This window comes from Weizmannia acidilactici (assembly GCF_008974225.1).
Classification (GTDB): Bacteria; Bacillota; Bacilli; order Bacillales; family Bacillaceae_C; genus Weizmannia; species Weizmannia acidilactici.
In genome coordinates, this window is record NZ_BKZR01000024.1 from 19,015 (window position 1) to 41,655 (window position 22,641).

Annotated in this window: 25 protein-coding genes and 1 pseudogene; 8 read left to right on the plus strand and 18 right to left on the minus strand. The window is 47.3% G+C overall.

All coding sequences use genetic code 11. From position 1 onward, the window contains the following. The first annotated feature begins 105 nt into the window (after positions 1-105). From GBH70_RS10045 to GBH70_RS10055, 3 genes and pseudogenes are all read left to right on the plus strand, one after another. Positions 106-402: a phasin family protein gene (locus GBH70_RS10045; protein WP_151680917.1), complete on the plus strand. Its 297-nt coding sequence runs from the start codon at positions 106-108 to the stop codon at positions 400-402. A gap of 66 nt (positions 403-468) precedes the next feature. Next, positions 469-2,142 carry an ABC1 kinase family protein gene (locus GBH70_RS10050; RefSeq protein ID WP_151680918.1) on the plus strand — a complete coding sequence of 558 codons (1,674 nt, stop codon included), beginning with the start codon at positions 469-471 and terminating at the stop codon, positions 2,140-2,142. Between the two features lie 13 nt (positions 2,143-2,155). Next, positions 2,156-3,342 (plus strand): annotated as a pseudogene (locus GBH70_RS10055) (CynX/NimT family MFS transporter). Positions 3,343-3,453: 111 nt separating this feature from the next. On the opposite strand, the gene GBH70_RS10060 reads toward GBH70_RS10055, so the two are convergent. The 3 genes from GBH70_RS10060 to GBH70_RS10070 form a co-directional block, all read right to left on the minus strand. Then, positions 3,454-3,702: a hypothetical protein gene (locus GBH70_RS10060; RefSeq protein ID WP_151680919.1), complete on the minus strand. Its 249-nt coding sequence runs from the start codon at positions 3,700-3,702 to the stop codon at positions 3,454-3,456. A 100-nt stretch (positions 3,703-3,802) separates the two neighbouring features. Next, entirely contained in the window at positions 3,803-4,096 is a 294-nt protein-coding gene (locus GBH70_RS10065) for a DUF2653 family protein (RefSeq protein WP_151680920.1), read from the minus strand. Next, positions 4,084-4,533: a hypothetical protein gene (locus GBH70_RS10070; protein WP_151680921.1), complete on the minus strand. Its 450-nt coding sequence runs from the start codon at positions 4,531-4,533 to the stop codon at positions 4,084-4,086. The genes GBH70_RS10065 and GBH70_RS10070 overlap by 13 nt, the downstream gene beginning before the upstream one ends. A 227-nt stretch (positions 4,534-4,760) precedes the next feature. On the opposite strand from GBH70_RS10070, the gene GBH70_RS10075 reads away from it, so the two are divergent. Beyond that, positions 4,761-5,510, plus strand: coding sequence for a DUF1836 domain-containing protein (locus GBH70_RS10075; protein ID WP_151680922.1), 750 nt, complete (start codon positions 4,761-4,763; stop codon positions 5,508-5,510). Positions 5,511-5,674: 164 nt separating this feature from the next. On the opposite strand, the gene GBH70_RS10080 is transcribed toward GBH70_RS10075, so the two are convergent. Beyond that, positions 5,675-6,553: a LysR family transcriptional regulator gene (locus tag GBH70_RS10080; RefSeq protein WP_151680923.1), complete on the minus strand. Its 879-nt coding sequence runs from the start codon at positions 6,551-6,553 to the stop codon at positions 5,675-5,677. A gap of 107 nt (positions 6,554-6,660) precedes the next feature. On the opposite strand from GBH70_RS10080, the gene GBH70_RS10085 reads away from it, so the two are divergent. Continuing rightward, positions 6,661-7,755 (plus strand): citrate synthase/methylcitrate synthase, encoded by a 1,095-nt coding sequence (locus GBH70_RS10085; RefSeq protein WP_151680924.1) that lies wholly within the window; start codon positions 6,661-6,663, stop codon positions 7,753-7,755. Positions 7,756-8,006: 251 nt separating this feature from the next. Here the strand turns inward: GBH70_RS10085 and GBH70_RS10090 are convergent, their stop codons facing one another. The 4 genes from GBH70_RS10090 to rarD all read right to left on the minus strand — a co-directional run bounded on the left by GBH70_RS10090 (position 8,007) and on the right by rarD (position 11,006). Then, positions 8,007-8,654 (minus strand): potassium channel family protein, encoded by a 648-nt coding sequence (locus tag GBH70_RS10090; RefSeq protein ID WP_253693719.1) that lies wholly within the window; start codon positions 8,652-8,654, stop codon positions 8,007-8,009. 67 nt (positions 8,655-8,721) lie between these two features. Then, entirely contained in the window at positions 8,722-8,856 is a 135-nt protein-coding gene (locus GBH70_RS17515; RefSeq protein WP_259370057.1) for a hypothetical protein, read from the minus strand. Beyond that, the gene (locus GBH70_RS10095) at positions 8,823-9,986 is read right to left on the minus strand and encodes a potassium transporter TrkG (RefSeq protein ID WP_253693723.1); all 1,164 of its coding nucleotides are present in this window, start codon (positions 9,984-9,986) and stop codon (positions 8,823-8,825) included. Before GBH70_RS10095 ends, GBH70_RS17515 begins: the two co-directional genes overlap by 34 nt. 108 nt (positions 9,987-10,094) lie before the next feature. Continuing rightward, the gene (gene rarD, locus GBH70_RS10100) at positions 10,095-11,006 is read right to left on the minus strand and encodes an EamA family transporter RarD (protein WP_253693727.1); all 912 of its coding nucleotides are present in this window, start codon (positions 11,004-11,006) and stop codon (positions 10,095-10,097) included. A gap of 310 nt (positions 11,007-11,316) precedes the next feature. On the opposite strand from rarD, the gene yedE reads away from it, so the two are divergent. Then, on the plus strand, positions 11,317-12,555 hold the full coding sequence (gene yedE, locus GBH70_RS10105) for a selenium metabolism membrane protein YedE/FdhT (RefSeq protein ID WP_371862186.1): 1,239 nt from the start codon (positions 11,317-11,319) through the stop codon (positions 12,553-12,555). A 20-nt stretch (positions 12,556-12,575) separates the two neighbouring features. Next, positions 12,576-12,818, plus strand: a complete 243-nt coding sequence (gene yedF, locus GBH70_RS10110) for a sulfurtransferase-like selenium metabolism protein YedF (protein WP_151680926.1) — start codon at positions 12,576-12,578, stop codon at positions 12,816-12,818. Positions 12,819-12,867: 49 nt separating this feature from the next. Here the strand turns inward: yedF and hisIE are convergent, their stop codons facing one another. The 10 genes from hisIE to GBH70_RS10160 form a co-directional block, all read right to left on the minus strand. After that, positions 12,868-13,530 carry a bifunctional phosphoribosyl-AMP cyclohydrolase/phosphoribosyl-ATP diphosphatase HisIE gene (gene hisIE / locus GBH70_RS10115; RefSeq protein ID WP_151680927.1) on the minus strand — a complete coding sequence of 221 codons (663 nt, stop codon included), beginning with the start codon at positions 13,528-13,530 and terminating at the stop codon, positions 12,868-12,870. Next, complete coding sequence (gene hisF, locus GBH70_RS10120; RefSeq protein WP_151680928.1) at positions 13,520-14,281, minus strand: imidazole glycerol phosphate synthase subunit HisF; 762 nt, start codon at positions 14,279-14,281, stop codon at positions 13,520-13,522. Before hisF ends, hisIE begins: the two co-directional genes overlap by 11 nt. After that, positions 14,278-14,982, minus strand: a complete 705-nt coding sequence (gene hisA, locus GBH70_RS10125; protein ID WP_151680929.1) for a 1-(5-phosphoribosyl)-5-[(5-phosphoribosylamino)methylideneamino]imidazole-4-carboxamide isomerase — start codon at positions 14,980-14,982, stop codon at positions 14,278-14,280. Before hisA ends, hisF begins: the two co-directional genes overlap by 4 nt. Further along, on the minus strand, positions 14,979-15,590 hold the full coding sequence (gene hisH / locus GBH70_RS10130) for an imidazole glycerol phosphate synthase subunit HisH (protein WP_151680930.1): 612 nt from the start codon (positions 15,588-15,590) through the stop codon (positions 14,979-14,981). Before hisH ends, hisA begins: the two co-directional genes overlap by 4 nt. After that, a complete protein-coding gene (gene hisB / locus GBH70_RS10135) occupies positions 15,587-16,174 on the minus strand; it encodes an imidazoleglycerol-phosphate dehydratase HisB (protein WP_172967530.1) in 588 nt (195 codons plus the stop codon). Before hisB ends, hisH begins: the two co-directional genes overlap by 4 nt. Before the next feature lie 5 nt (positions 16,175-16,179). After that, entirely contained in the window at positions 16,180-17,463 is a 1,284-nt protein-coding gene (gene hisD / locus GBH70_RS10140) for a histidinol dehydrogenase (RefSeq protein WP_151680932.1), read from the minus strand. After that, the gene (gene hisG, locus GBH70_RS10145) at positions 17,460-18,080 is read right to left on the minus strand and encodes an ATP phosphoribosyltransferase (RefSeq protein ID WP_151680933.1); all 621 of its coding nucleotides are present in this window, start codon (positions 18,078-18,080) and stop codon (positions 17,460-17,462) included. Before hisG ends, hisD begins: the two co-directional genes overlap by 4 nt. Beyond that, the gene (locus GBH70_RS10150; protein ID WP_151680934.1) at positions 18,077-19,201 is read right to left on the minus strand and encodes an ATP phosphoribosyltransferase regulatory subunit; all 1,125 of its coding nucleotides are present in this window, start codon (positions 19,199-19,201) and stop codon (positions 18,077-18,079) included. The genes hisG and GBH70_RS10150 overlap by 4 nt, the downstream gene beginning before the upstream one ends. Before the next feature lie 242 nt (positions 19,202-19,443). After that, positions 19,444-19,806, minus strand: a complete 363-nt coding sequence (locus GBH70_RS10155) for a CHY zinc finger protein (RefSeq protein WP_151680935.1) — start codon at positions 19,804-19,806, stop codon at positions 19,444-19,446. A gap of 131 nt (positions 19,807-19,937) precedes the next feature. Next, positions 19,938-21,047: a site-2 protease family protein gene (locus GBH70_RS10160; RefSeq protein WP_151680936.1), complete on the minus strand. Its 1,110-nt coding sequence runs from the start codon at positions 21,045-21,047 to the stop codon at positions 19,938-19,940. A 229-nt stretch (positions 21,048-21,276) separates the two neighbouring features. Between GBH70_RS10160 and GBH70_RS10165 the strand changes: the two genes are divergently transcribed. Continuing rightward, positions 21,277-22,641, plus strand: a complete 1,365-nt coding sequence (locus tag GBH70_RS10165; protein WP_151680937.1) for an amino acid permease — start codon at positions 21,277-21,279, stop codon at positions 22,639-22,641.

Here is a 22,641-nt window from a genome sequence, read left to right on the forward strand (position 1 = left end):
AACGAAATGTTTGGGATTTTTTCTTACGCTGCCCGCTTTCCATTTGTGATTCCTTTCATATTGGGCTATCATAGCATTAAAGAATCCAGAAAGGGAGGAATCGGCATGTTGGATAGAATGAACCAGTTGTTGTCCTTAGGGCTCGGCATGGCGGTTGTCAGCAAAGAACAGGTAGAAAAAGCAGTGAACCGCCTTGTTGAAAAGGGCAACCTCACGAAAGCAGAATCAAAACAGCTGATCGATGAACTGCTGGAAAAAGGCGAGCAGTCGAAACAGGAACTGAATGAAGCTATCAAAGAGCGAGTAAATCAAATCCTTTCTGAAATGAACGTGGCGACGAAGGATGAAATCAAGGCTTTAGAACTTCGCATCCAGCAGCTGGAAGAACGTTTGAACCCATAAACCGGTTGGCCCCTTTCATCCGGGGCGGCTTTTTTTCCATAAACACGAGAATCCGGGGGTGGTTGTTTGCTTCGCAGGAAGATGAAACACGGGAAAAGATATCAAGAAATCGCCGGTGCGCTGATCCGAAACGGTCTCGGCTATCTCATCAGTGATTTTGGGCTTGTGGAACTGCTTCCTTTTTCTCAGGGAAAAACCTCATCCCCCCGCACAGCCCACCGTAGTACCGGCGAAAGGATCCGGCAGTTCCTGGAAGATTTGGGGCCGACTTTTATTAAGCTCGGGCAGGTGGCCAGCTCGCGCAGGGACCTTTTGCCGGAGTCGATCATTGTGGAGCTAGAAAAACTGCAGGATAACGCGCCTCCTTTTTCTTACGATGAAGTAAAAGAGATTATTAAGGAAGAATTCGGGTCAGGCGTGGACGATTTATTTGCCGAGTTTGACGCGGAGCCGCTTGCCACTGCCTCGATCGGACAGGTTCATAAGGCAAAACTGCATACGGAAGAACCGGTTGCCGTCAAAATACAGCGCCCGAATATCCGCCCGATTATTGAAACAGATCTGGAAATTTTGGAAGACATATCGATGTCGCTCGAGTCCCGTTTTGAATGGGCGAGGGACTACCAATTGCGGGAAATTGTCGATGAATTTTCCCAGGCGATTTTGTCTGAACTCGATTATTACCATGAAGGCCGGAATGCGGAACGGATCGCGAAGCAGTTTGAAGATGATGGCACCGTCTGCATCCCGAAGATTTACTGGGATTTTTCAACAAAAAAAGTGTTGACAATGGAATACATAAAGGGCAGGAAAATCAGCGAATTTTTCAACGGGGATGTTTTCGGCTACCGGAGAAAAACCATTTCCGATCGGCTCATCCATTCCATGCTGAAACAGATTTTTGTCGACGGTTTTTTCCATGGCGACCCTCACCCCGGCAATCTTGTCGTCCTCCCGGGGGATATCCTTTGTTATATGGATTTTGGCATGGTCGGGCGGCTGACGGAAGAAACAAAATACCACTGCGCCTCGCTCGTCATTGCGTTAATGCGGGCCGATTCAAATGCCATTATCAAGTCGGTCGATGCCCTTGCCGAGATTCCGGATGACGCGGACCTGCACATGCTCAGGGAAGATGTCGAGGTCCTTCGCGAAAAATATTACGATGTGCCGGTCAGCCAGTTGAGTTTACGGGAAGCCATTAACGATTTGTACCATATCGCATTCAAATACCACATCCGGTTTCCGGCCGATTTAACGATTCTCGGTAAATCGTTAATTACAATCGAAGGCGTCGTGGAATCACTTGACCCGGAATTCAGCCTGATCGAAGCGGCGCGCCCGTTTGGGGAAAGGCTGCTGAAAGAGAGATTCCGTCTGGGAAGGATCGCCCAAAAAGGTTGGAAAACGTTTCTTGATCAAGTGGAAATCCTGCTGGAACTGCCGAAAAATCTGCGCGACATATCCAAAACGATGCGGAAAGGAAAATTCAGGATGGAAATTGTCATCCCGGACCTGCATTTATTTTTGGAAAAACTGGACAGGATCAGCAACCGCCTTTCATTTGCGATTGTCCTGCTCGCCTTCAGCATAATGATGGTCGGACTGATGGTCGGCACCTCCATCAGCGGCCAATCTTCCTTGATTTGGAAAAATCCGATCATCGAAATCGGGTTTGGTGTCGCAACCTTGATGCTTTTGTGGCTTTTGTTTTCAATTTTTAAGTCGGGAAAGTTTTAAAGGAGTATGAAGGATGGGTCAACAGAAAGACCTTGTAAAAGCTTTATCAGGATCGGTTCTGGTCCTCGGTATCATTTTTATTGCAGCAAATTTGCGGCCGGCAATCACTTCTGTCGGCCCGGTTGTCGGCGCCGTACGCAACGGACTCCATTTGTCAAACGCAGCGGCAGGTTTCATTACAACCCTCACGCTTCTTTCTTTTGCGCTGATTCTTGCTCCGAAGCTGGCGAACCGGCTCGGCCAGGAGCTCGCGCTGTTTCTCGGAATGATCGTTTTATTGGTCGGCATCTTGATCCGGTCATGCGGCAGCGCTGCCCTGCTTTTTGTGTAGGTACGGCTTTTATCGGGACGGGAAACGTTGTCGGGAATGTGCTCCTCCCGAGCCTGATCAAGCACAGGCTACCTGAAAAACTCGGCCTGATGACAAGCATCTACACAACAGTGATGGGCGGCTTTGCGGCGCTCGCTTCCGGCCTCAGCGTGCCGCTTGTAAACGGCTTTGGCCTCGGATGGAGATGAGGGCTTTTTGTCTGGGGGATCGTCTGCCTATTGGCTATTGTTGTATGGATTCCGCAACTGCGTGAGCGCAGCCGCATGCCGTTTTCTGCGAACCGCGCTGCGGACGGCGGATCCGTCTGGTTATCAGCGCTTGCCTGGCAGGTAACATTGTTTCTCGGCCTTCAGTCCTTTTTGTTTTACAACACGATTGCATGGCTGGCGGAAGTTATGGTGAGCCGGCATGTGGGGCTTGCGGCCGCCGGCTGAATGCTGTCCGTTATGCAGTTTGTCAGACTCCCTGCTACTTTTATGGCGCCGATCTGGGCGGACAAGTTGAAAAACCAGATCAGCCTCGTTTTCGGGACTGCCGTTTTTTATTTAAGCGGGCTCACCGGCTTGTGGTTCTGCGGGAGCATTTTTATGATGTGGATCTATATTATCCTAATCGGGATAGCCCAGAGCGCAAGCATCAGCCTCGCGCTGGCATTCATCGGCCTCCGTTCCGAAACGGCTGCCGAAGCCGCAAATTTGTCGGGCATGAGCCAGTCGGCAGGCTATCTCATTGCGGCGGTCGGACCTTTTTTTGTCGGTTATTTGTACGACTATGCACACATCTGGAACATCCCGATCATGATAATGATGGCAGTCGGCGGGCTGATGCTTTTGGCAGGCATCGGTGCAGGGGAGGATCGGTATGTGTGATAAATCTATAGTAAAAGCTGAGTTTGAAAAATACCGTTGTGTACATGAATGAAAGCCTTCTAAGTTGTATTTTTAGTGTAATGCATTTTCATAAAATTATGAATTTAACTCTCAAACCATAAATGTATCAAACAAAAAGCCGAAACTGATGATGACAATCCCGATCAAAAAATGCACTTTTTTCTCATTTACTTTTATTTTTTCCAACATCAAAAACAAGACGGCAACCAAACCAATATAAGTTGCGCTTCCAATGAAATCATTTATACCGGCGAGAAAAAAATCAGGGAATTTCTGATATAATCCCGCCACAAAACCAAAGATAAAGAGAAGCATAGGAATTCTTAGTTTCCAGTACATCTCATCCCCCCTTTTTTATTATACCGTAATCATGGAGGATGTTCGATTGTTTTCCGGCCTCAAAAAAAGCTTGGCACGAATATTCGTGCCAAGCTTTTTGTCAGTCTACATACGCGACCATGCCTTCAACGTCTTCAATTTCAAGCCGGATGCTGACGGCAAACGGGTCAATGCTATATTGTTCTTCCAAATATTTGCGGATCGCCTGGATCAGCTTCGGTTCGGTCAAGGGCTCAAGATCCCTGCCATTCAATTCGACATCGGCCCCGTAGCCGATCCCGTCATCGTACGTGAGCACCGCCATCACATTTTCCGGATATGCATAATGCTGGTCCGCTACATAGGAGCAGACCGCATTGATCAGTTCTTGTTCAGTAAGCTTTAGTTCTTCCATCGTTCATATACCTCGCGATCTTTTTTACGGTTATTGAAAACAGACTGGAACAGTTTAATAACGATCAATACCAATGCGATGAGCATTAAAATATTGGCCATAGCCGTTAAAGCCGTCCCCAGTCCGCCCAGATGGCTGAACATCGATCCGAACAGCATACCGCCCAATCCGCCAAGCAGCAGCCCTTTTACAAAGCTGCCTTTTGAAGAAGATGAAGCCGTATTCGACTTATTGCCGAATATGGACGTTGTATTTTGGTTTGTTTTTGACTGGTATTGTGAATTTTGTTTCGTTGAAGGCGTTGTCGTTTTCGGTACCGACTGGTAGGAACGCTTCACTGAACGGTAACCCTTTGCATCAACAGCATGCGAAAAGTTTAGGCCAACGACTGAAAAAACTAACGTCAAAGACATTAGCAGCATGAAAAATTTCTTCAACTTGATTTCCCCTTTTCTCATCGAGTGATATTTTAGGTTCCTATGAACTTATTATATGAACCTATTGATAAAAATGCAAGGTTTTTTTTAATATAGTAAGATTCACAATGGTTTTTATTTTCCCCGCATGCCGGATATGAAACGATTTCAACCGGCTGTCATTGACTTTTCAACTTTTCAATCATACGATTAAAAGTAGCATGGCAATGATTGGGAGGTGCTGTGACGTGGAACTTTTTCAAATGACGCGCAGGGAAATGGCAGACCTTTTACTAGCACTGAAAGGCTGGGGCCCGCAAACACCTGCCGCATTTTTGCAGAAAGTATGGGTGAAGAAAAACGGTGGAAATCCGGCCCGATCCTTCGCTTCTGCTGTGATGCCCCCGATTTTCACGAAAATCCTCAAGAAAAATACGGATGATTTCGGATTCTCATTGAATGAAATTGTGGCGCTCGGCAGCCAGATCGAAAATACGAATTTTACCCTTACCGCCATTCAAAACTGGGTTAAGCGGGATATTAAAGAGATGATTGTCGCACCTGAAAAGGGAAAAAAATACTCGATTGAGCAGATGGCGCTATTGTTTTTGGTGGAGGATTTAAAAACAGCGCTTGATTTTGACTCGATCCGCAAGCTATTAAAGCTGATTGTCAACGATCCGGAAGACGAACACGATGATTTGATCAATCCTGTCCAGCTGTATGCAACCTATTCACAGCTTTTTGAAGAATTAAATACGATGCGGGAAGCGGAAAATTTTCCATTTGGAAGCCATAAACATATGATTGCCGCAATGGAGAGTATGATTACGAAAAAAGCGGAAGAAATGATATCAGAATATATACCTCCGAATGACCCGAAAAAAGAAGCGATCCGCAATACAATTGTGATTGCAACGTTATCCGTGTTCACCGCTTATTTTCAAATGCTGGCAAGGCGGTACTTGACAGCAACAATTTTTTTGCAAAAAATGTAAGAAAACTGGAAAGGGGCAGTCCCAAAACCCGATAAGCTTGGCAAAAGGGCACCCATTTTTGATGACCGCAAAAATTTGCTCGCTTTTTCCGCAAGGAGTGTCGTAAATTTCGCGATTATCGCATTCTCTTAGCTTTTTAAAGGCTTTTGGGACTGTCTTTTTCCTTAAAACCGGAATTGGCTTAAAAATTCAAGAAATTGCCTTTCTTTCCTGTGCTCGTATTTTAAAACCGCATACGTCCTCGCAACCGGCATTTGCAAGAACGGGCACGGCACCGATAACAGCCGGCCTTCCGCCAGTTCCCTGCGCACGGTGGATTCCGGCAAGAAAGAAACCCCAAGCCCTTCGATAATAAACCTTCTTGTGACATGTACCTGGGATACAAGCATCGTGCGCAGCAAAGGAAATTCCGCGCGCAATGTCCTGAGCATGCCTTCCCAATATTCAGGATGGTTATGCGTAAATAATGTATTGTTTCTTAGCACATCGCGGGCGTCAAGCGGAGGCGCGGATTCGCTGTCTGCCCCGTCATGCGGCACGACAAGCAGAACCGGATCTTCATACAGCGGCCTGCATTTTAGTTCCGAGTGCTTGACCTCCAAGCGCGACAACCCCAAATCCACTTCGCCTGAAAGCACTGCGTCCGCAATATAGGTTGATTCCAGCACTTTGATGGATATATCGATTTCCGGATGGATGGTCATAAATTTTTTTAAAACGAACGGCATGATCGATTCCCCGATCAATGGGGACATTGCCAGCGCCAGCTTTTGCGAATAGCCCTGCCGGTACTGTTCCATATCTTCCAGGCCGTTTTCATATACTTGCAGCAAGCGCTTGGCAACCGGCAAAAACGTCCTTCCTTCTTCAGTTAAAAGCACTTTCCTGCCTTCCCTTTGGAACAAGGGACTACCAATCTCCTCTTCCAGCAGTTTCATATGGACGCTTACAGTCGGTTGTGAAATATAGAGGGCTTCTGCCGTCTTCCGGAAATTTTCATATTTTGCCGCTGTGATAAATGTATGTAGCCATTTAAAATCCATCTTCCTCCCCCCTTGATTATCATTTTTAATTGATTTGATTATGATTATTTAATTTTTTTAATCAATTATAACATTTATAATGATAATAACAAGAAAGGAAGATGCATATGATCAGCCCTGGTTTAAAAGGGATCAAAGCTGCCGAAACGGCCATCAGTTTTATAGACGGCGCGCGCGGCATACTCATTTACCGCGGAAAAGAAGCGAAGGAAATCGCTGCCAGCCGTACTTTTGAAGAAGCCGCATATTTTCTTTGGAACGGCCATTTTCCCGGCCGTGAGGAGCTCGGAAATTTCTCGGAAAAATTGAAACAATACCGCCAAATCCCTTCACACACGGAAAAAATTTTGCATCTGCTGCCAAACGATATCGATTTCATGAGTGTGCTGCGCACCGCCGTTTCCAGTCTGGGTGCATGGCAGCCTTCTATAGATGCGGCAATCCGGTTAACGGCTGTGCTGCCAACGATGATTGCTTATTGGCACCGGAAAATATCCGGTCTGGCCCCGATTGTTCCGAACCCTGAATACGGGCATGTCAAAAATTATTTATATATGCTTACTGGAAAAGAGCCGCCAGATGCGCATGTACGCGCGCTCGAAGCGTATATGGTTTTGACGCTTGAACACGGCATGAACGCCTCCACGTTTTCCGCGCGTGTCACAACATCAACCGAATCGGATCTCGTTTCGGCTGTCACATCCGCAATTGGGACAATGAAAGGCCCACTCCATGGCGGGGCGCCTTCTGAAGTCACGAAAATGCTGAATGAAATTGGCACAATAGAAAACGCCGAAAATTGGATCAGGAAAAAACTTGAAAACGGCGAAAAAATCATGGGTTTCGGCCACAGGATTTATAAAACAAAAGATCCGCGCGCACTCGCTTTAAAAAAAATTTTACTGCAAGCCGGGCAGGATGATCCTTGGATTTCCCTTTCCCTGCATGTTGAAAAGACGGCGGTAAAATTGCTGGAACAATTCAAGCCGGGCAGGAAGCTGTATACAAATGTTGAATTTTACGCAGCAGCAATTATGCGGTCGCTCGGCATGCCTGATGATTTATTTACCCCGACTTTCACGGCAAGCCGTGTCGTCGGCTGGACCGCCCACGCGATGGAACAGGCGCAAAACAACACGATCTTCCGGCCGGACGCGGAATATACCGGCGAATTCCCGAAAAGTTTTGTTTATCTTGAATAGGATATATTCCAAGTGAATGGTATATTGGGAGTGAAAAAATTTTCATTAGAAATTCTGTGAAGAGTGTTGAAAAGGGCCGGGATATAAAATGAGAAACATTTCCATGACGTTGGGCAACTTTTTCTGGTTTATAAACGGAATAATCTCAAAATGTATATTTCTCAGCAGCCATGAAAGACATTTTGCTCGGACGTTATAAACTTAAAACGTCTTTAATGGGGCGGCCTTGTCCTTGCAAACCCCGCCCGCTACTAAAATTTTTTCCGCAGCCTTTCCAGGTCTTTTTTTTCGCCGACCATAAAAATGGTGTCACCGGCCTTGAAAACATAATCAGACGGGGGCGAGACAAGCGGGACTTTTTCGCTGTCTGATGTAATCATGACGACAAGCGCATTGTATTTGCGGCGGAAATCCAGCTGTGCCAGCGTGTTTCCGATAAATTCTTCTGGCACTGCCATTTCAACTCCTGAACAATACGGCGACAGCCGGATGTACTGCAAAATGTCCGGATTCGCAATATGGTAAGCGACGCGGCGTCCCGTTTCTTCTTCCGGGTAAAATACATCGGTAGCCCCTGCCCCTTTCAATCCTCTTCCCCGCTTTTTATCATTCGCCTTGGCGTAAATCGTTTCACAACCGAGATCTTTCAAAGCAAGCACCGTTAAGATCGCGGATTCAAAATCGTCCCCCATGCTGATAACGACCGCATCGTAATTGGCCACATTCAATTCTTCAAGAAACATCGTACTCGTGACATCCACCTCCACCAAATACGCGGCGGCATCCTGCAGTTCCTCATCCTGGAGCACTTTTTCATTTTTATCCGCGCCGACTACATCATACCCGAGCCTTGCCAGTTCCTTGAGGACGCTTGATCCAAAGCGGCCGAGCCCGAGCACGAGAAAACTTTTTTAAATTTTTCACACACTCACCCCTAACCAATTAAAATCGATTCTTTTGTATATATCATCGTTGATTTTTATTTTCCAAAAATGTATAAATCAAAATGATCACCCCGAGCCGGCCGACCAGCATCAGACAAGAGAGCCACAGTTTTCCGAATACCGTCAGCCCGGCCGTGATCCCCAAAGAAATCCGCATGTCGTTAACGCCGACATTGTCTCAAAAGCGAGCGCAAAAGGCGGCGCTTTTTCTGTAAAAGACAACACAAAAAATGAAGTAAAAAAGATAAAGAGGAAGGAAAAGAAAACGAGAAATGCTTTATTTACATCTTCCGTAAACAATGTACGTCTAAACATATGTGCGTTGTTCGAACCGCGGATGGTGAACCAAAGTTTTGCCAGGATCACCGCAAATGTAGTTGTCCGGATGCCACCTGCGCAGCTGCTTGGTGATCCGCCGATAAACATGAGCACCATCATGAATAAGAGCGACGGGAAAGAAAACAGATGCAAATCGAGCGAAGCAAGTCCCCCACTTCTTGGCGCGGCGCTGAAAAACAGGGACTGGACGATTCTTTCTTTCCATGAAAATCCTGGCATATTGATAAAGTCTGCCAGAAAGAAAAAGAGAAAGCCGGCGGCAAGCAAAACGAGATGCATCAAAACATTTACTTTAAAATAAAGGCTTTTCTTTTTCCTTCGTGAATGCAAAAGTTCCATCACGACCGCAAAGCCGAGGACGCCGAGTATGATCATACAGCTTAACACAAATAAAACAAACGGCTTCCCTTTAAAATCATCAAGACCATTGCCGAAAATCTCAAATCCGGCATTCGTAAATGTGGAAACCGAGAGAAAAAAAGCGGCAAAAGCACTGCTGCCATTCTCCAGTGCTGACGGCAGGATCAACAAAAATCCTGCCGTCTTCACCGCAATAGTATATGTAACAATAAAGGACATCAATTTCGAAATCGAGCGGCTACTGTTTTGGTTCTGGTCAAAAATCATCAGCGTTTGCGACGGAACGGGTGCATTGGTCCGGAGCAAAATTAAAAGCGCCCCGACTAATGCCATAATGCTGATCCCGCCGAATTCCATCTGGATGAGCAAAATGAGTTTTCCTGCCAATGTAAGTGTGTTTGCGACCGTAAAAGTCGTCAGCCCTGTCGCACTGATGGAGCTAGCAGACAGAAAAAAGGCGTCAACGAAACCGAGCGGCTGTTTGTGCGAAATAGGCAGGACATAGAGGAGCGAAAAGAAAAATGTGCTCAAAATATAGATGAAAAAAATCATTTTAAAAGCCGCCGGACGGAACTGAAACTTGGACATGGCAAAATTCTCCCTTGTGATTGAAATGCCCAATCTTCCTATTTCATTATATCTAAAAAAAAATGGGCCGAAAAAGCAGGCCGATCCGTTGCCGGAAAGGCCCGCTTTTTAAGCGATTTCCTCCAAATGGAATTTTTTCTTCGGTATGATTCCCGAAATGGAAAATACGATCAGTGCCAGCCAAACAAAAGAGAATGACAAAAGCTGCACATGCGTAAATGGTTCTTTGAAAAGGGCAATGCCCAAAATGAGCGTCATTGTCGGGGTTAAATATTGGAAAAAGCCAATCATCGTCAGCGAAATTCTCCTCGCCCCCTGCGCAAAACAAATCAGCGGCACAGCCGTCACGATCCCGGTACCGATCAAAAGCGCGGTCGTCATCGGAGAAACCGTTGCGAAAGAAGCTGCCCCTTTTACTTGAATGATCGTTAAATAAATGAGCGCAACCGGCATGACAAAGAATGTTTCATATGTCAGGCCGAGGAACGCATCGATATCTACTTTCTTTTTCACAAGGCCGTAAAACCCGAATGTGAGCGCAAGGCCGATCGCAATCCACGGAATATGCCCGTAGCTGAACGTCTGGATGCCCACCCCGCATGCTGCAAGCAGAAAAGCAATGAGCTGCCAGCGGTTCAACTTCTCCCTTAAAAAAATGATCCCGAGCAGGATGCTGACGAGCGGATTGATGTAATACCCCATGCTTGTTTCAATGACATGGCCGTGGTTGACCGCCCATATGTAAATAAACCAGTTTGCGCTGACGAGCACAGACGCCAGAAGCAATAAAAGCGGCGTGCGAGGATGGTAGATGCCGTCCATGATACTGGACTTCAAATCTGCCATTTTCCTTAAAAAGAATAAAAGTACAATCATAAAAATAAAAGACCAAAAAATGCGGTGCGCCAAAATTTCAATGGCCGGCACCTGTTCAATCGGCTTCCAGTACAGTGGAAAAAGCCCCCACAAAAAATAAGCGAAAAATGCGTAAAACATTCCGCTTTTCTGATTATTTCTCATTTGTTTCCTCACTGGCTTGAGCGGCCGATGCCGGACTCGAGCCACCTCCCCCTTTCTAATGTGATATGTTTCATTATTTTATCATTTTTTCATTTTGGGATAAAGGGAACTGCTTCTGAAATGATACGCTGGAGGCATTTCTAACAGAGATTTTTGCCTGCTTCCGCTAATCGTTCTTTTATTTTCTACTGATTTCCGGAGATCCAACGCTGATTTTCCCAGACTCCGGCATTTATGACCTGAAAAATTTGCTATAATGATAATTGTGTTATTTACGACACAATAAAATTTAAGAGAGGAGGCCGTAATTTTGATCATTGCTTTATTGCAAAAAGTCCACAATAAATGTTTTAACCGATTTTGGAATCCATTTATTGTCTTACTTTTGGCCGGCGTTTTTGCCGCTTTTTATTTTGGGCTGACCGGAACACTCTGGGCCGTTACCGGAGAGTTTACACGCTGGGGAGGCAATTTGCTGCAGCTTTTTGACGTGGATACTTCCGATTGGGCATATTTCAAGGAAATTAAACTCATCGGGGAGCCGGTTGACCGGACGGATGGCTGGCTTGTCATGGGAATGCTGCTCGGCAGTTTATTCAGCGCACTCATCAGCAAAAATTTTAAATGGAAATTTCCCCGCCAGAAACGCCGCTGGGTATGGGGATTTATCGGTGGCGTTATTGCCGGGTTTGGAACGCGCCTGGCGATGGGATGTAATCTGGCCGCATTCTTTACAGGGCTGCCGCAGTTTTCGCTCCACGCTTGGTTCTTTATTGCCGGGACTGCGATCGGAACGTATTTTGGTGTCAAACTCGCGGTTTTGCCGGTCTTTAAAGGAAAACCAAAATTAGAGTTTGGCCTCCGCCCTGCAAAAACGGCTTCCCCGTCCGCGCAAAAACAAAACAAGCAGCTTTATGCCGCGTTCGTCGTGTTGATCATCATCATCCTGATTGCGGCCTACTATATTTCTGCCGGAAAAGCCATGCTCGGGATGGCTGCGCTGTTCGGGGCGGTTTTCGGGATGCTGATACAGCGCGGGCAAATTTGCTTTACTTCCGGGCTCAGGGATTTATGGCTTACAGGCCGGGGTACGCTCGGAAAAGCGATCATTGCCGGCATGGCGGTACAGACCGTAGGAACGGCCATTTTTATTTTCAAAGGCATCGCGCCTGTCGTCCACTGGGCAAGCCCGGGGGCGTTTATCGGCGGCATTCTGTTCGGCGTAGGGATTGTGATTGCGGGCGGATGTGAAACGGGATGGATGTACCGGATTACAGAGGGCCAGGTGCAATTTATTGCCGTCGGCGCAGGAAATGTGGCAGGCGCGACCCTTTTGGCTTACGGCTGGGACCATTGGGGCGTATTCGATGTATTTGTAAAAGGATGGCCGGAAGTGAACCTCGTTTCCTCGCTCGGATGGGGCGGGGCATTGCTTAGCACCGGCGCATTCCTGGTTGTACTTTATTTACTTATCATTTGGAGGGAAAATTGGTACACGAGAAAAATTGCTGTGAAAAGCACATTGCCTTCCAAAAAGACAACAGCATAATCTAAAGGAGGTAAATGAAGATGGCTGAAAACTTCGTTGTGGACGCGACACTTGATGTCCGCGGGGAATCATGCCCTTATCCTGAACTTTACACGCTTGAGGCAATCGAAAAATTGGAAGACGGCAAAATATTGGAAGTCATCGCCGATTGCCCACAATCATTCATCAATGTGCCGGCTTCATGTAAACGGCACGGGCATCATGTACTGTCGACTGTCAAAGACGGTACGACATTATATTATTACATCCAGGTTTGTAAATAAGTATAGGGCTGACCCCAAATGGCCAGCCCTTTTTCTGCCGGATTATAACTCACCACTTCTCAATTTTTTTCCGGTCGCCTTTGCTGTTGCCTTTTTTCGCCGACCTTTTCCACAATTCCGCTTCGACTTCAGACAGTTTTACATTTTGGTTGGAAAGCAGGACAAAAGTATGGAACAGCAAATCCGCCGTTTCGTAAACGAGTTCTTCTTTGCTGTTATTTTTCGCTGCGATGATGACTTCGCCCGCTTCTTCGATAAATTTTTTCGCGATCTTATCAATGCCTTTATCAAACAGGTAATTCGTATAGGAATTCTCGACCGGTTCAGTTTTACGGCTTTCGATTTCCTCTGTTAATACATCAAAAATTCTCCGGCTTGAAAAATCTCCCTCAACCACTTCCCCGTTCCCGCCAATGGCCCTGTAAAAACAAGTCCTTTCCCCAGTATGGCAGGCCGGGCCTTCCGGGTCTACGCGGATCAAAAGCGTGTCAGCGTCGCAGTCGACCTGGATCGATTTCACTTTTTGCGTATTGCCGCTCGTTTCGCCTTTATGCCAGAGCGTTTCGCGGGAGCGGGAATAAAACCATGTTTCTTTTGTTTCAAGCGTCTTTTCGTACGCTTCTTCATTCATATACGCGAGCATGAGTACATCGCCTGTTTTGTCGTCCACCACAATTGCCGGGATCAGCCCTTTTGAAAAATCAAGCTTCACGAATATTCACCCCTTCTTTGCTGCAGCAGCCCTTTACTTCTTTGATGGTATACGTGCCTTCGTGAAAAATGGAAGCGGCAAGGGCCGCAGAGGCATTCGTTTCTTGAAATACTTTCAGGAAATGTTCCGGATTGCCACAGCCGCCGGATGCGATCACCGGAATCTTAATGGCCTCCACAACCGCTTTTGTCAGCGGCAGGTCAAATCCGTCTTTGACCCCGTCCGTATCGACGCTCGTGAGAAGGATTTCCCCAGCACCGAGCCGTTCGGCTTCCTTCGCCCATTCAATGGCGTCAATGCCTGTATCAATGCGGCCGCCGTTTACGATCACATGCCATTTTCCTTCGGCGACCTTTTTCGCATCAATTGCGACAACAACGCATTGCGCCCCGAACCGTTCTGACGACTTGCGGATCAGTTCCGGGTTCCGGACCGCCGCCGAATTCATCGACACTTTATCGGCACCGGCTTTTAACAGACGGGTGACATCGTCAATCGTACGCACGCCGCCGCCGACCGTAAACGGGATGAACACATTTTCCGCCGTCCTTTTTACCATGTTGACAACCGTATCACGCTGTTCATGGGTGGCGGTAATATCGAGGAAAATCAGTTCATCGGCGCCGCTTTCCGAATAAAACTTCGCAAGCTCAACCGGATCGCCCACGTTGCGGAGCCCGACAAAATTTGTGCCTTTTACAACCTGCCCGTCTTTGACATCAAGGCATGGGATAATCCGTTTTGCGATCATTTTTCCGCCCCCTTCAGCCGGATTTTACCTTCATAAATCGCTTTGCCGACAATCCCTTCTTGAATGCCGATTGCGCTTAAATTTTTCACGTCTTCTTCGCTCGTAATGCCGCCGGATGCGATAATGTCGCAGCTGACCGCATCGAGCAGTGATTTTAACGCTTCGAGGTTCGGGCCTTTCATCGTGCCGTCCCTTGATATATCGGTAAACACGATGCGTTGGACACCGAGCGATTCCATTTCTTTCGCAAAATCGATTGCATCCATCTCCGTAACCGACAGCCAGCCGTGGGTTGCCACTTTGCCGTTTTTCGCATCAATGCCGGCAACGATTTTTTCCGGGAATTCCTTCACTGCCGCTTTTAAAAATTCCGGATTTTCAATGGCGGCGGTGCCGAGCACGATCCGGTCCGCACCGATCTCCGCATATTTGCGCACCGTATCCAGATCGCGGATGCCACCGCCGACTTCAATCGGCACAGAAGATGCTTTGCATAATGTTTCAATCAATTCAAGCTGCGCCGGCCTCCCGGTTCTGGCACCATCAAGGTCCACGACATGGACCAATTCCGCGCCGTCAGCAATGAACCGTTTGAGTTGGGTTACAGGATCAGGCGCAACTTCTGTTGTCTTTGCGAAATCGCCCTGGTAAAGCCGCACGCATTTTCCGTCAATTAAATCAATAGCAGGAATGATTCTCATGCCTGTACCTCCAAACTGCTTTCCTGCAAAAATGTTTTTAGCAGCGCCATGCCGACTTTACCGCTTTTTTCCGGGTGGAACTGCATGCCGTATACATTCCGGTTGCGGACAACCGCGGGGATTTCCGCCCCGTAATCGGTTGTGGCAACAATATAAGGCGCGCTTGTTTTCGCCTGGTAAGAATGCACGAAATACACGTGTTTATTTTGAAAAGGTTTGAAGGACGGGAAACCCGCTTTCACATCAAGAGTATTCCAGCCGATATGCGGCAAAATTTCACCTGTCTGGATCAGTTCAACCGTTCCGGGGATAAAACCAAGCCCTTTTGAAACGCCATTTTCGAACCCGGTTTCAAATAATAACTGCATCCCGAGACAGATGCCAAGGAACGGTTTTTTGCGTGCGAGGTCTTGCAAAACCGGCCTCAGCCCCCGTTTTTCAATTTCTTCAATGGCGGCCTTAAACGCGCCGACCCCCGGCAGAATGATATGGGATGCATCATTCAGCTGCTCCGGGTCGTCCGTTACAACGACGTCATAGCCGAGCGTGCGGAAAGCGTTCGAAGCGCTCGCGATATTGCCCATGCCGTAATCCACAATTGCGATCATTCAATCAGCCCCTTTGTCGAGTTTACGCCCTTGATTTCCGGGTCGACCGCCACAGCCTGATGGAGCGCCCTACCTAAAGCTTTAAAGAGCGATTCGATTTTATGGTGCGTGTTTACACCGTATAACACCCTGGCGTGCACCGTCATCGCAGCCTGAAACGAAAATGCCTGGAAAAATTCGTGCACGAGCTCGGTGTCAAAATTGCCGAGCTTTGGATTGTCAAATTCCGCATCAAAATGAAGGAATGGCCGGCCGCTGATGTCAATGGCGACAAAACCGAGCGAATCGTCCATCGGGACATACGCAGAGCCGTACCGGGTGATGCCTTTTTTATCGCCGAGCGCTTCCCGGACCAATTGCCCAAGCACAATGCCAACATCTTCGACGGTATGGTGACTGTCGATGTGCAGATCGCCTTTTGCTTTTACAACAAGGCCGATGCGCCCATGCCTGGCAAATAATTCAAGCATATGGTCAAAAAAGCCGATGCCTGTTTCAATCGATACTTCTGTTGGATCGTCTAAATGGACGGCAACTTCAATGAATGTTTCATTTGTTTTTCTGCTTTTTGCCGCTGTGCGCAATTTTTTCACCCTTTCACCCGTTTTTCAACCGCCCGCAAGTGCCCAGCAAGCCGTTCTTCATTGGCAATCGCAATGACCTGCGGCGCCGCTTCCTGCAAAGCTTTTTCGGAATAATACAAGTACGTAATTTTTTTATAAAAATCGTCAACCGACAAGCCGGATGAAAATCTTGCCGTTCCGGATGTCGGCAGGACGTGGTTCGGGCCGCCATAATAATCGCCGATCGCTTCCGGCGTGTTTTCACCTAGAAATACGGATCCGGCATTTTTTACTTTGGAAAGCTGCTGGAGCGGATTTTGGACCTGGATTTCCAAATGTTCCGGGGCGAGCCGGTTGGAAAGTTCAAAAGCCTGATCAATATTTTCAACCAGCACGGCTGCGCTTTGCGTTTGAATCGATGCCTCGGCAATTTCACGGCGCGGTAGGACAGTGCATTGTTTTTCCAGTTCCGCTTTTGTTTCCTCAATTAACTTGCGTGACGTTGTGAACAAGAAAGTCCGGGCACTTTTGTCATGTTCGGCCTGGGCAATCAGGTCGGCTGCGATATAAACCGGGTTGGCATTTTCATCAGCGATAACTGCCACTTCAGACGGGCCAGCAATCATGTCAATGCCAACCGTGCCGTAAACGAGCGATTTTGCCGCCGCGACATATGCATTCCCCGGGCCGACGATTTTATCAACGGCCGGAATCGTTTCCGTCCCGTACGCCAGCGCGCCGACCGCCTGGATGCCGCCGACTTTATAAATCGTGTTAACGCCTGCTATATCGGCTGCAACCGATAAGATCGGGGCAATTTTTGTGCCTTCCCGTACCGGCGTCACCATGATCACTTCTTCTACGCCCGCCAGAACGGCCGGAATCGCGTTCATCAAAACAGACGATGGATAGCAGGCTGTCCCGCCCGGCACATAAATTCCGACTCTTTCAACAGGACGGAACAGCTGCCCAGAAACGATGTCTTCACCCATTTGCATGATCCGCGAGTTTTGCAGCTGTTTGGCATGGAAACTGCGGATATTCTCAGCTGCTTTTTTCAGGGCCTCAATGACCTCCTGCGAAACTTCCTGCCACGCCTGTTTACGTTCTTCGGCGGAAACTTCCCATGTATCCGGCACTTCGTCGTCAAATTTGGCAACATATTTTTTGACGGCCGCATCCCCGTTTAAGCGGATATCTTCGAGTACTTCTTTCGCTGTCTTTAACACTTCTTCATTGAGCGCGCCGCCCTTATTTTTGGAACGCAAAAAATTTTCAGCAAATTCTTCCTGCGTGTATTCCCTGATCATTTGTAAACCCCTTCTCCATGTAGTTTTTCGATAAATGGCTGGATGGACTGTTTCTTTATTTTTAAAGCCGAACGGTTGGCAATAAGCCTAGCTGTGATCAGCTGGATCTCCTCAATGACGACAAGGCCATTTTCCTTTAGGGTCGTACCTGTTTCCACTATATCGACGATCGCATCCGCGAGCCCGACGATCGGCGCCAGCTCAACGGACCCTTCCAATTTGACAATGTCTACCGATTCGCCTTTTTCGCGAAAAAAGCGCTGTGTAACATTCGGGTATTTCGTTGCGATTCTCCGTTTCCGGTTATGACGAATGCTTTCCGGTTTCCCTGCCAGCGCAAACCTGCATTTTCCAAATGGAAGCGGCATTAAATCAAAAACATCCGGCCGGGTTTCCGCCAAAATGTCTTCACCGACGATGCCGAGGTCGCAAATCCCGTATTCTACATAAGTCGCCACATCCCATCCTTTGACGAAAATACAGGTGAATTCATCCGTTTCAACAAGGAGTTTCCTGCCTTTTTCAATGAGCGGCCCGACGTCAAATCCGCGCGACTGCAAATACTGCAAAAATTGTTTTTCAACTCTCCCTTTTGTCAATGCAATGCTGATGGTCAAATTTCTTCCGCCTCCCATTTGCCGTGCTTGTTTGTAAAGCGGAGCACTGTGCTGAACTCGCCTTTTTGCGGCTTTTCAAACCGGATATCCACGATGCTTGATGAGTATGTTGATCTCAGTTTTTCCGCGTCGGCAAGCGTTTCTTCATTGGCAATGATGCAGATTTTTTCCCGGTTTCCGGCACGATCGAGCTGCTCCGCCAAAATATCCGCGTCAAAGGCAATTCCGACTGCGGTTGTATTACGGTTAAACTGTTCATACAGTTTGTCGTAGCGCCCGCCGGAAAAACAGGACGTGCCGGTTTTTTTTAAAAATCCCCTGAACAAAATGCCGGTATAGTAAGGAAGGTTTTTCACCCTGCCAAGATCGATGATGACGTCTTCCATGCCAATGGAAAACAATGTTTCCCCTAACTTTTGGATATGTTTGAGTTTTTCGGACAGTTCCGGCTCGCCTTTCCAGCGTTCCAAATACGTTTCGATCATTTGGAACGGGCCGTACGCATCAACGAGCGCTGCGAGTTCTTCCGCGATTTTTTTGTTTCCTCCGGTACGCGCAATCCCGTAAACTTCGTCTTTTCGTTTATCGTGCATCGCGCCTCTTAATCTGTCAACCTGTCCGGCCGGCAACTCAAGCCGCGCCACCAATTCTTCAAATATGCCGGCATGGCCGAGTTCGACCATCACAGCTTCCAACCCGAGCCTGCCGAAAAAATCATTGGCAAAAAATAAACATTCGCTTTCCCCTAAAATCGCCGGCAGATCCACGATTTCAATCCCAACCTGGCGGCTTTCAAGGCCCGGCGTTTCCTGCCTGAAAATGGAACCTTGGTATGCCCATTTATACTGCCGGAACGGTTTCTGCGAGAGCGCTCTCGCGATTGACGTCGTCCAGTCCGGCCGGAGCACTTCAATCTGGCCGCGGGCGTCAAACCATTTCAGCATATTTTGCAGCTTCATGCCGACTTTTTCGTTTGTAAAAGTTTCCGCATATTCCACAAGCGGCGTTGAGATTTCCGTGTAATTCCGCTGCTCCGCTGTCCGGCGGAATGTTTCAAACACTTTTGAGCGGTTGGCGACAATTGTGCCAATCTCATCCTGGCTGCCTTCCGGTAAAAACATCTTTTTCACTTCCTACCATTCTCTCTTTATTATGTTAGCACTCTAATATACTAAAGTATTTTGGTTGAGTTAACCATATCATATTTTATGAAGGTGGTCAAGGTGAAAAGCAATTCAATTTTGACTTGAGACGGTCTTTACGTGCTTTTTAAAGGCCGCCTTGACTATTTTGTGACTTAAAACGTTTTACAACTTTATAAAGGCCCTACTGTGAATTTTTAAAGCGGTAACAAAGCTGTCCCCTATTCGGTTTTAGATTGTTTTTTCTCTACTGGCACACCGCAGGACGGCTCCATCTGGAAGTAAAGATGGTAATGGTTGGCACATCCCGGATTAAACGAGGCGCCGCAATGGGGGCAATGCCCTGCTGCCAAGTATTCACGGATTGCAAGTTCGTGTTTACATACGCCGCAAAGAATGGCTTTTTCATTCCATTCCTGCTCTTCCCAGCGTGCCACCGGATGATCTTCTGCTTCTTCATGGCACCGGTAGCAAGGATAAAATTTCCCGCAGCACTTAAACTTTATCGCAACCACATCCAATGGAGAAGCATAATGGATGCAGCGCGTCTCGGAATCCACCACCGCACCGTAAATTTTCGACAATGTGTTTCCCCCTTTGCACAATATTTTTCAAGATACATGTTTATTTTATCATCAATTACAGGCCAAAAAAATAGACTGCTTTCAACAGCCTAAACTGTTTATTTAAACAACGACTCCTCCTTGATCCCAATTTAAAATATTGCCCGGCCCGCAGCGTTAAACGCATGCGGATCCGGGAGAATATCTCGGCTGATGTAAAGCAGGATTCCAAGCACCACAATGAGCAACAGGTAGGCCAGCCCCGCGAGAATTTTTTCTTTTGCCGCCGTTTGGAAATACTGCCTCATTTGCAGGGCGTTTTTTTCTTCCTCTTTTATATTTCTCTCCAGCCATTCCAGCCCGGTCTCCGGATCTTGAAAAGACGTAAATTGATAAATTTCCAGCCGCTTTTCCAGCAGGGCGAGGCGCACCTTTTTGTAGTTCTTCCGTAAATGTTCGTTCTCTCTTATAAACCGCACCCGTTCCTTTAACCGCCGGCCGTATTGTTCATCTTCATAGGCAAGCACATTCCGTTCATATACGTCCTCCGTTTGCTGGAAGCTTTGCAAAGCCTGTTTTCTTTTTTCTAGCAGGTGCAAAAAACCTTGAGAAAGCCGGGCCGCATACGGGCGCCGCAGCTGGGAGAAAGCTTCAAAGGCACCGATAATGAGTATAAAGACGATCACCGGATTTGGCGCGAAAAATGAATACACCAAAAGCAGCATAAGGCCGATCAGCCATATTTTCGGCGAAATGACCGTAACGATCCTTCCGCCGTCCAAAGGCGAAAACGGAATTAAATTAAAAAGATTAATCACCGCGCCAAGGTAAACGGCGAGCAGCCATACATCCCCGTGCGTCAATAAATACAAAAGAAGCGCAATGACCGTTGCGGCCGTCCCGAACAGCGGGCCGCCGTAAGCAATATAGCTTTCATCTTTGGAATGTTTGATTTCTTCTTGAATGCCGACAGCCGCCCCGACAAAAGGGATAAAAAAGATCGGCGATGTTTTCACCCCGCGTTTTTTAGCCGCGATCATATGGCCTGATTCGTGCAAAAGCATCGAATATATCAATGCAACCGCAAATTTCCAGCCGTAAACAATAGCGTACACGCCAAGGGATAAAAATAAGGTGAATAAAGATGACAATTTCATTAGTTTTAAGATTGCCAGTACATATTTCAGTTTCGCCAAAACGAGCAGCCCGACAGAACCGAGGCTGAAGATCGCATGTTTTGTTTTGCTGTTTTTCCGGGACATCAAAAGCCACCTCGTATCCGTTTGAATCGTATTTTAATATTTCTTTACGAAAAAATGCAGATGAAGTTTCACATTTTCCCAAAATGATGCATTTCCCCGCATAAAAAAGGATGGCACGGCATAAAATGTACAAGTTTTTCTGCGAAGGCCTGAACGAAAAAACAGCCGGAACCCGTACATAATCCGGCATCCTTTATCAAACAGTATGTATGGTAAAGGAGGGAACCGGATGGGCAATTCGAAACAACCATCGAAAGCGGCAAAAAAAGGCAATTTAGCGTGGTGGCAGCTTTCGCTTGTAGGTGTCGGCTGCACGATCGGAACCGGGTATTTTCTCGGCTCAGGCATCGGAATTAAAACCACTGGCCCTTCGATCGTGTTTTCTTTCCTGATCGCAGCCATCGGAACATATATCGTTTTCCATGCGCTCGCGAAAATGACAGCCGATGACCCGCGCGAAGGCTCATTTTGCTATTATGCGAAAAAAGCTTACGGGAATTGGGCTGGTTTCAGCTGCGGCTGGAATTACTGGTGTTCAAATATCCTCATTATGGGCAGCCAATTAACCGCGCTGTCCATTTTGACAAAGTTTTGGTTCCAAAATGCGCCGTTATGGGTAATGGCGGCCGTTTACGCATCTCTTGCCATCATTGTCGTCCTGTTCGGCACAAAAGGATTTGACAAGGTGGAAAATATTCTGGCCGTTGTCAAAACCGCAGCAATTGTCATGTTTATCGTGCTTGCGTTTTGCGCCTTGTCCGGCTGGATTAACGGAAGGCACGGAGGCGGAGTGCGGCTTCCGGATACTTATGGTGAGTTCCTCCCCCACGGCTTGATGGGCTTTTGGGCTTCACTCATTTACGCCTTTTATGCGTTCGGCGGGATCGAAGTCATCGGCTTAATGGCGATGCAATTAAAAAACAAGGACGATGCGCCAAAGTCGGGATCGATTATGTTAGTCTTGTTAACCATCATTTACGTGCTCTCGCTCGGCCTTACCGTCACTATGGAACCATACACGGCTTTTAACGATAAAGAAAGCCCGTTTGTCAAGGCGATGGATGATTATCATCTTACTTTTTTCCCCCATGTATTTAATGGGGCGATTATTATTGCCGGATTTTCCACCATGACTGCTTCTCTGTTCGGGGTAACCAATCTACTTGTCACCTTGTCGGATGACGGAGACGCGCCAAAACTGTTCGAGAAAAAGATCAAAAAGTGGAAAAACCTCCCCCTTCCATCACTGGCACTCGCTACCGCCGGTTTGGTTTTATCCATAATTACTGCGCTTCTTTTGCCGGGGAAAATTTACGAATACATTACAACAGCTGCCGGGATTTTGCTTTTAATGAACTGGCTGTTTATTATCCTCTCCGCAATGCGCGTGTTAAAAATGAAAGGCTCTGACAAAATAATGGGTTATATCGGTATGGTGGTTCTGCTGCTCTCGATCAGCGGGACACTGGCGGAAAAAGAAATCCGCCCCGGGTTTTATGCAAGCTTGATCGTCATGATATTTATCATCGCCATTGCCATATTGGTGAATCGGAAGAAAAACCGCCGTCAGGCAGATAGCCCCGCTCTCGAATAA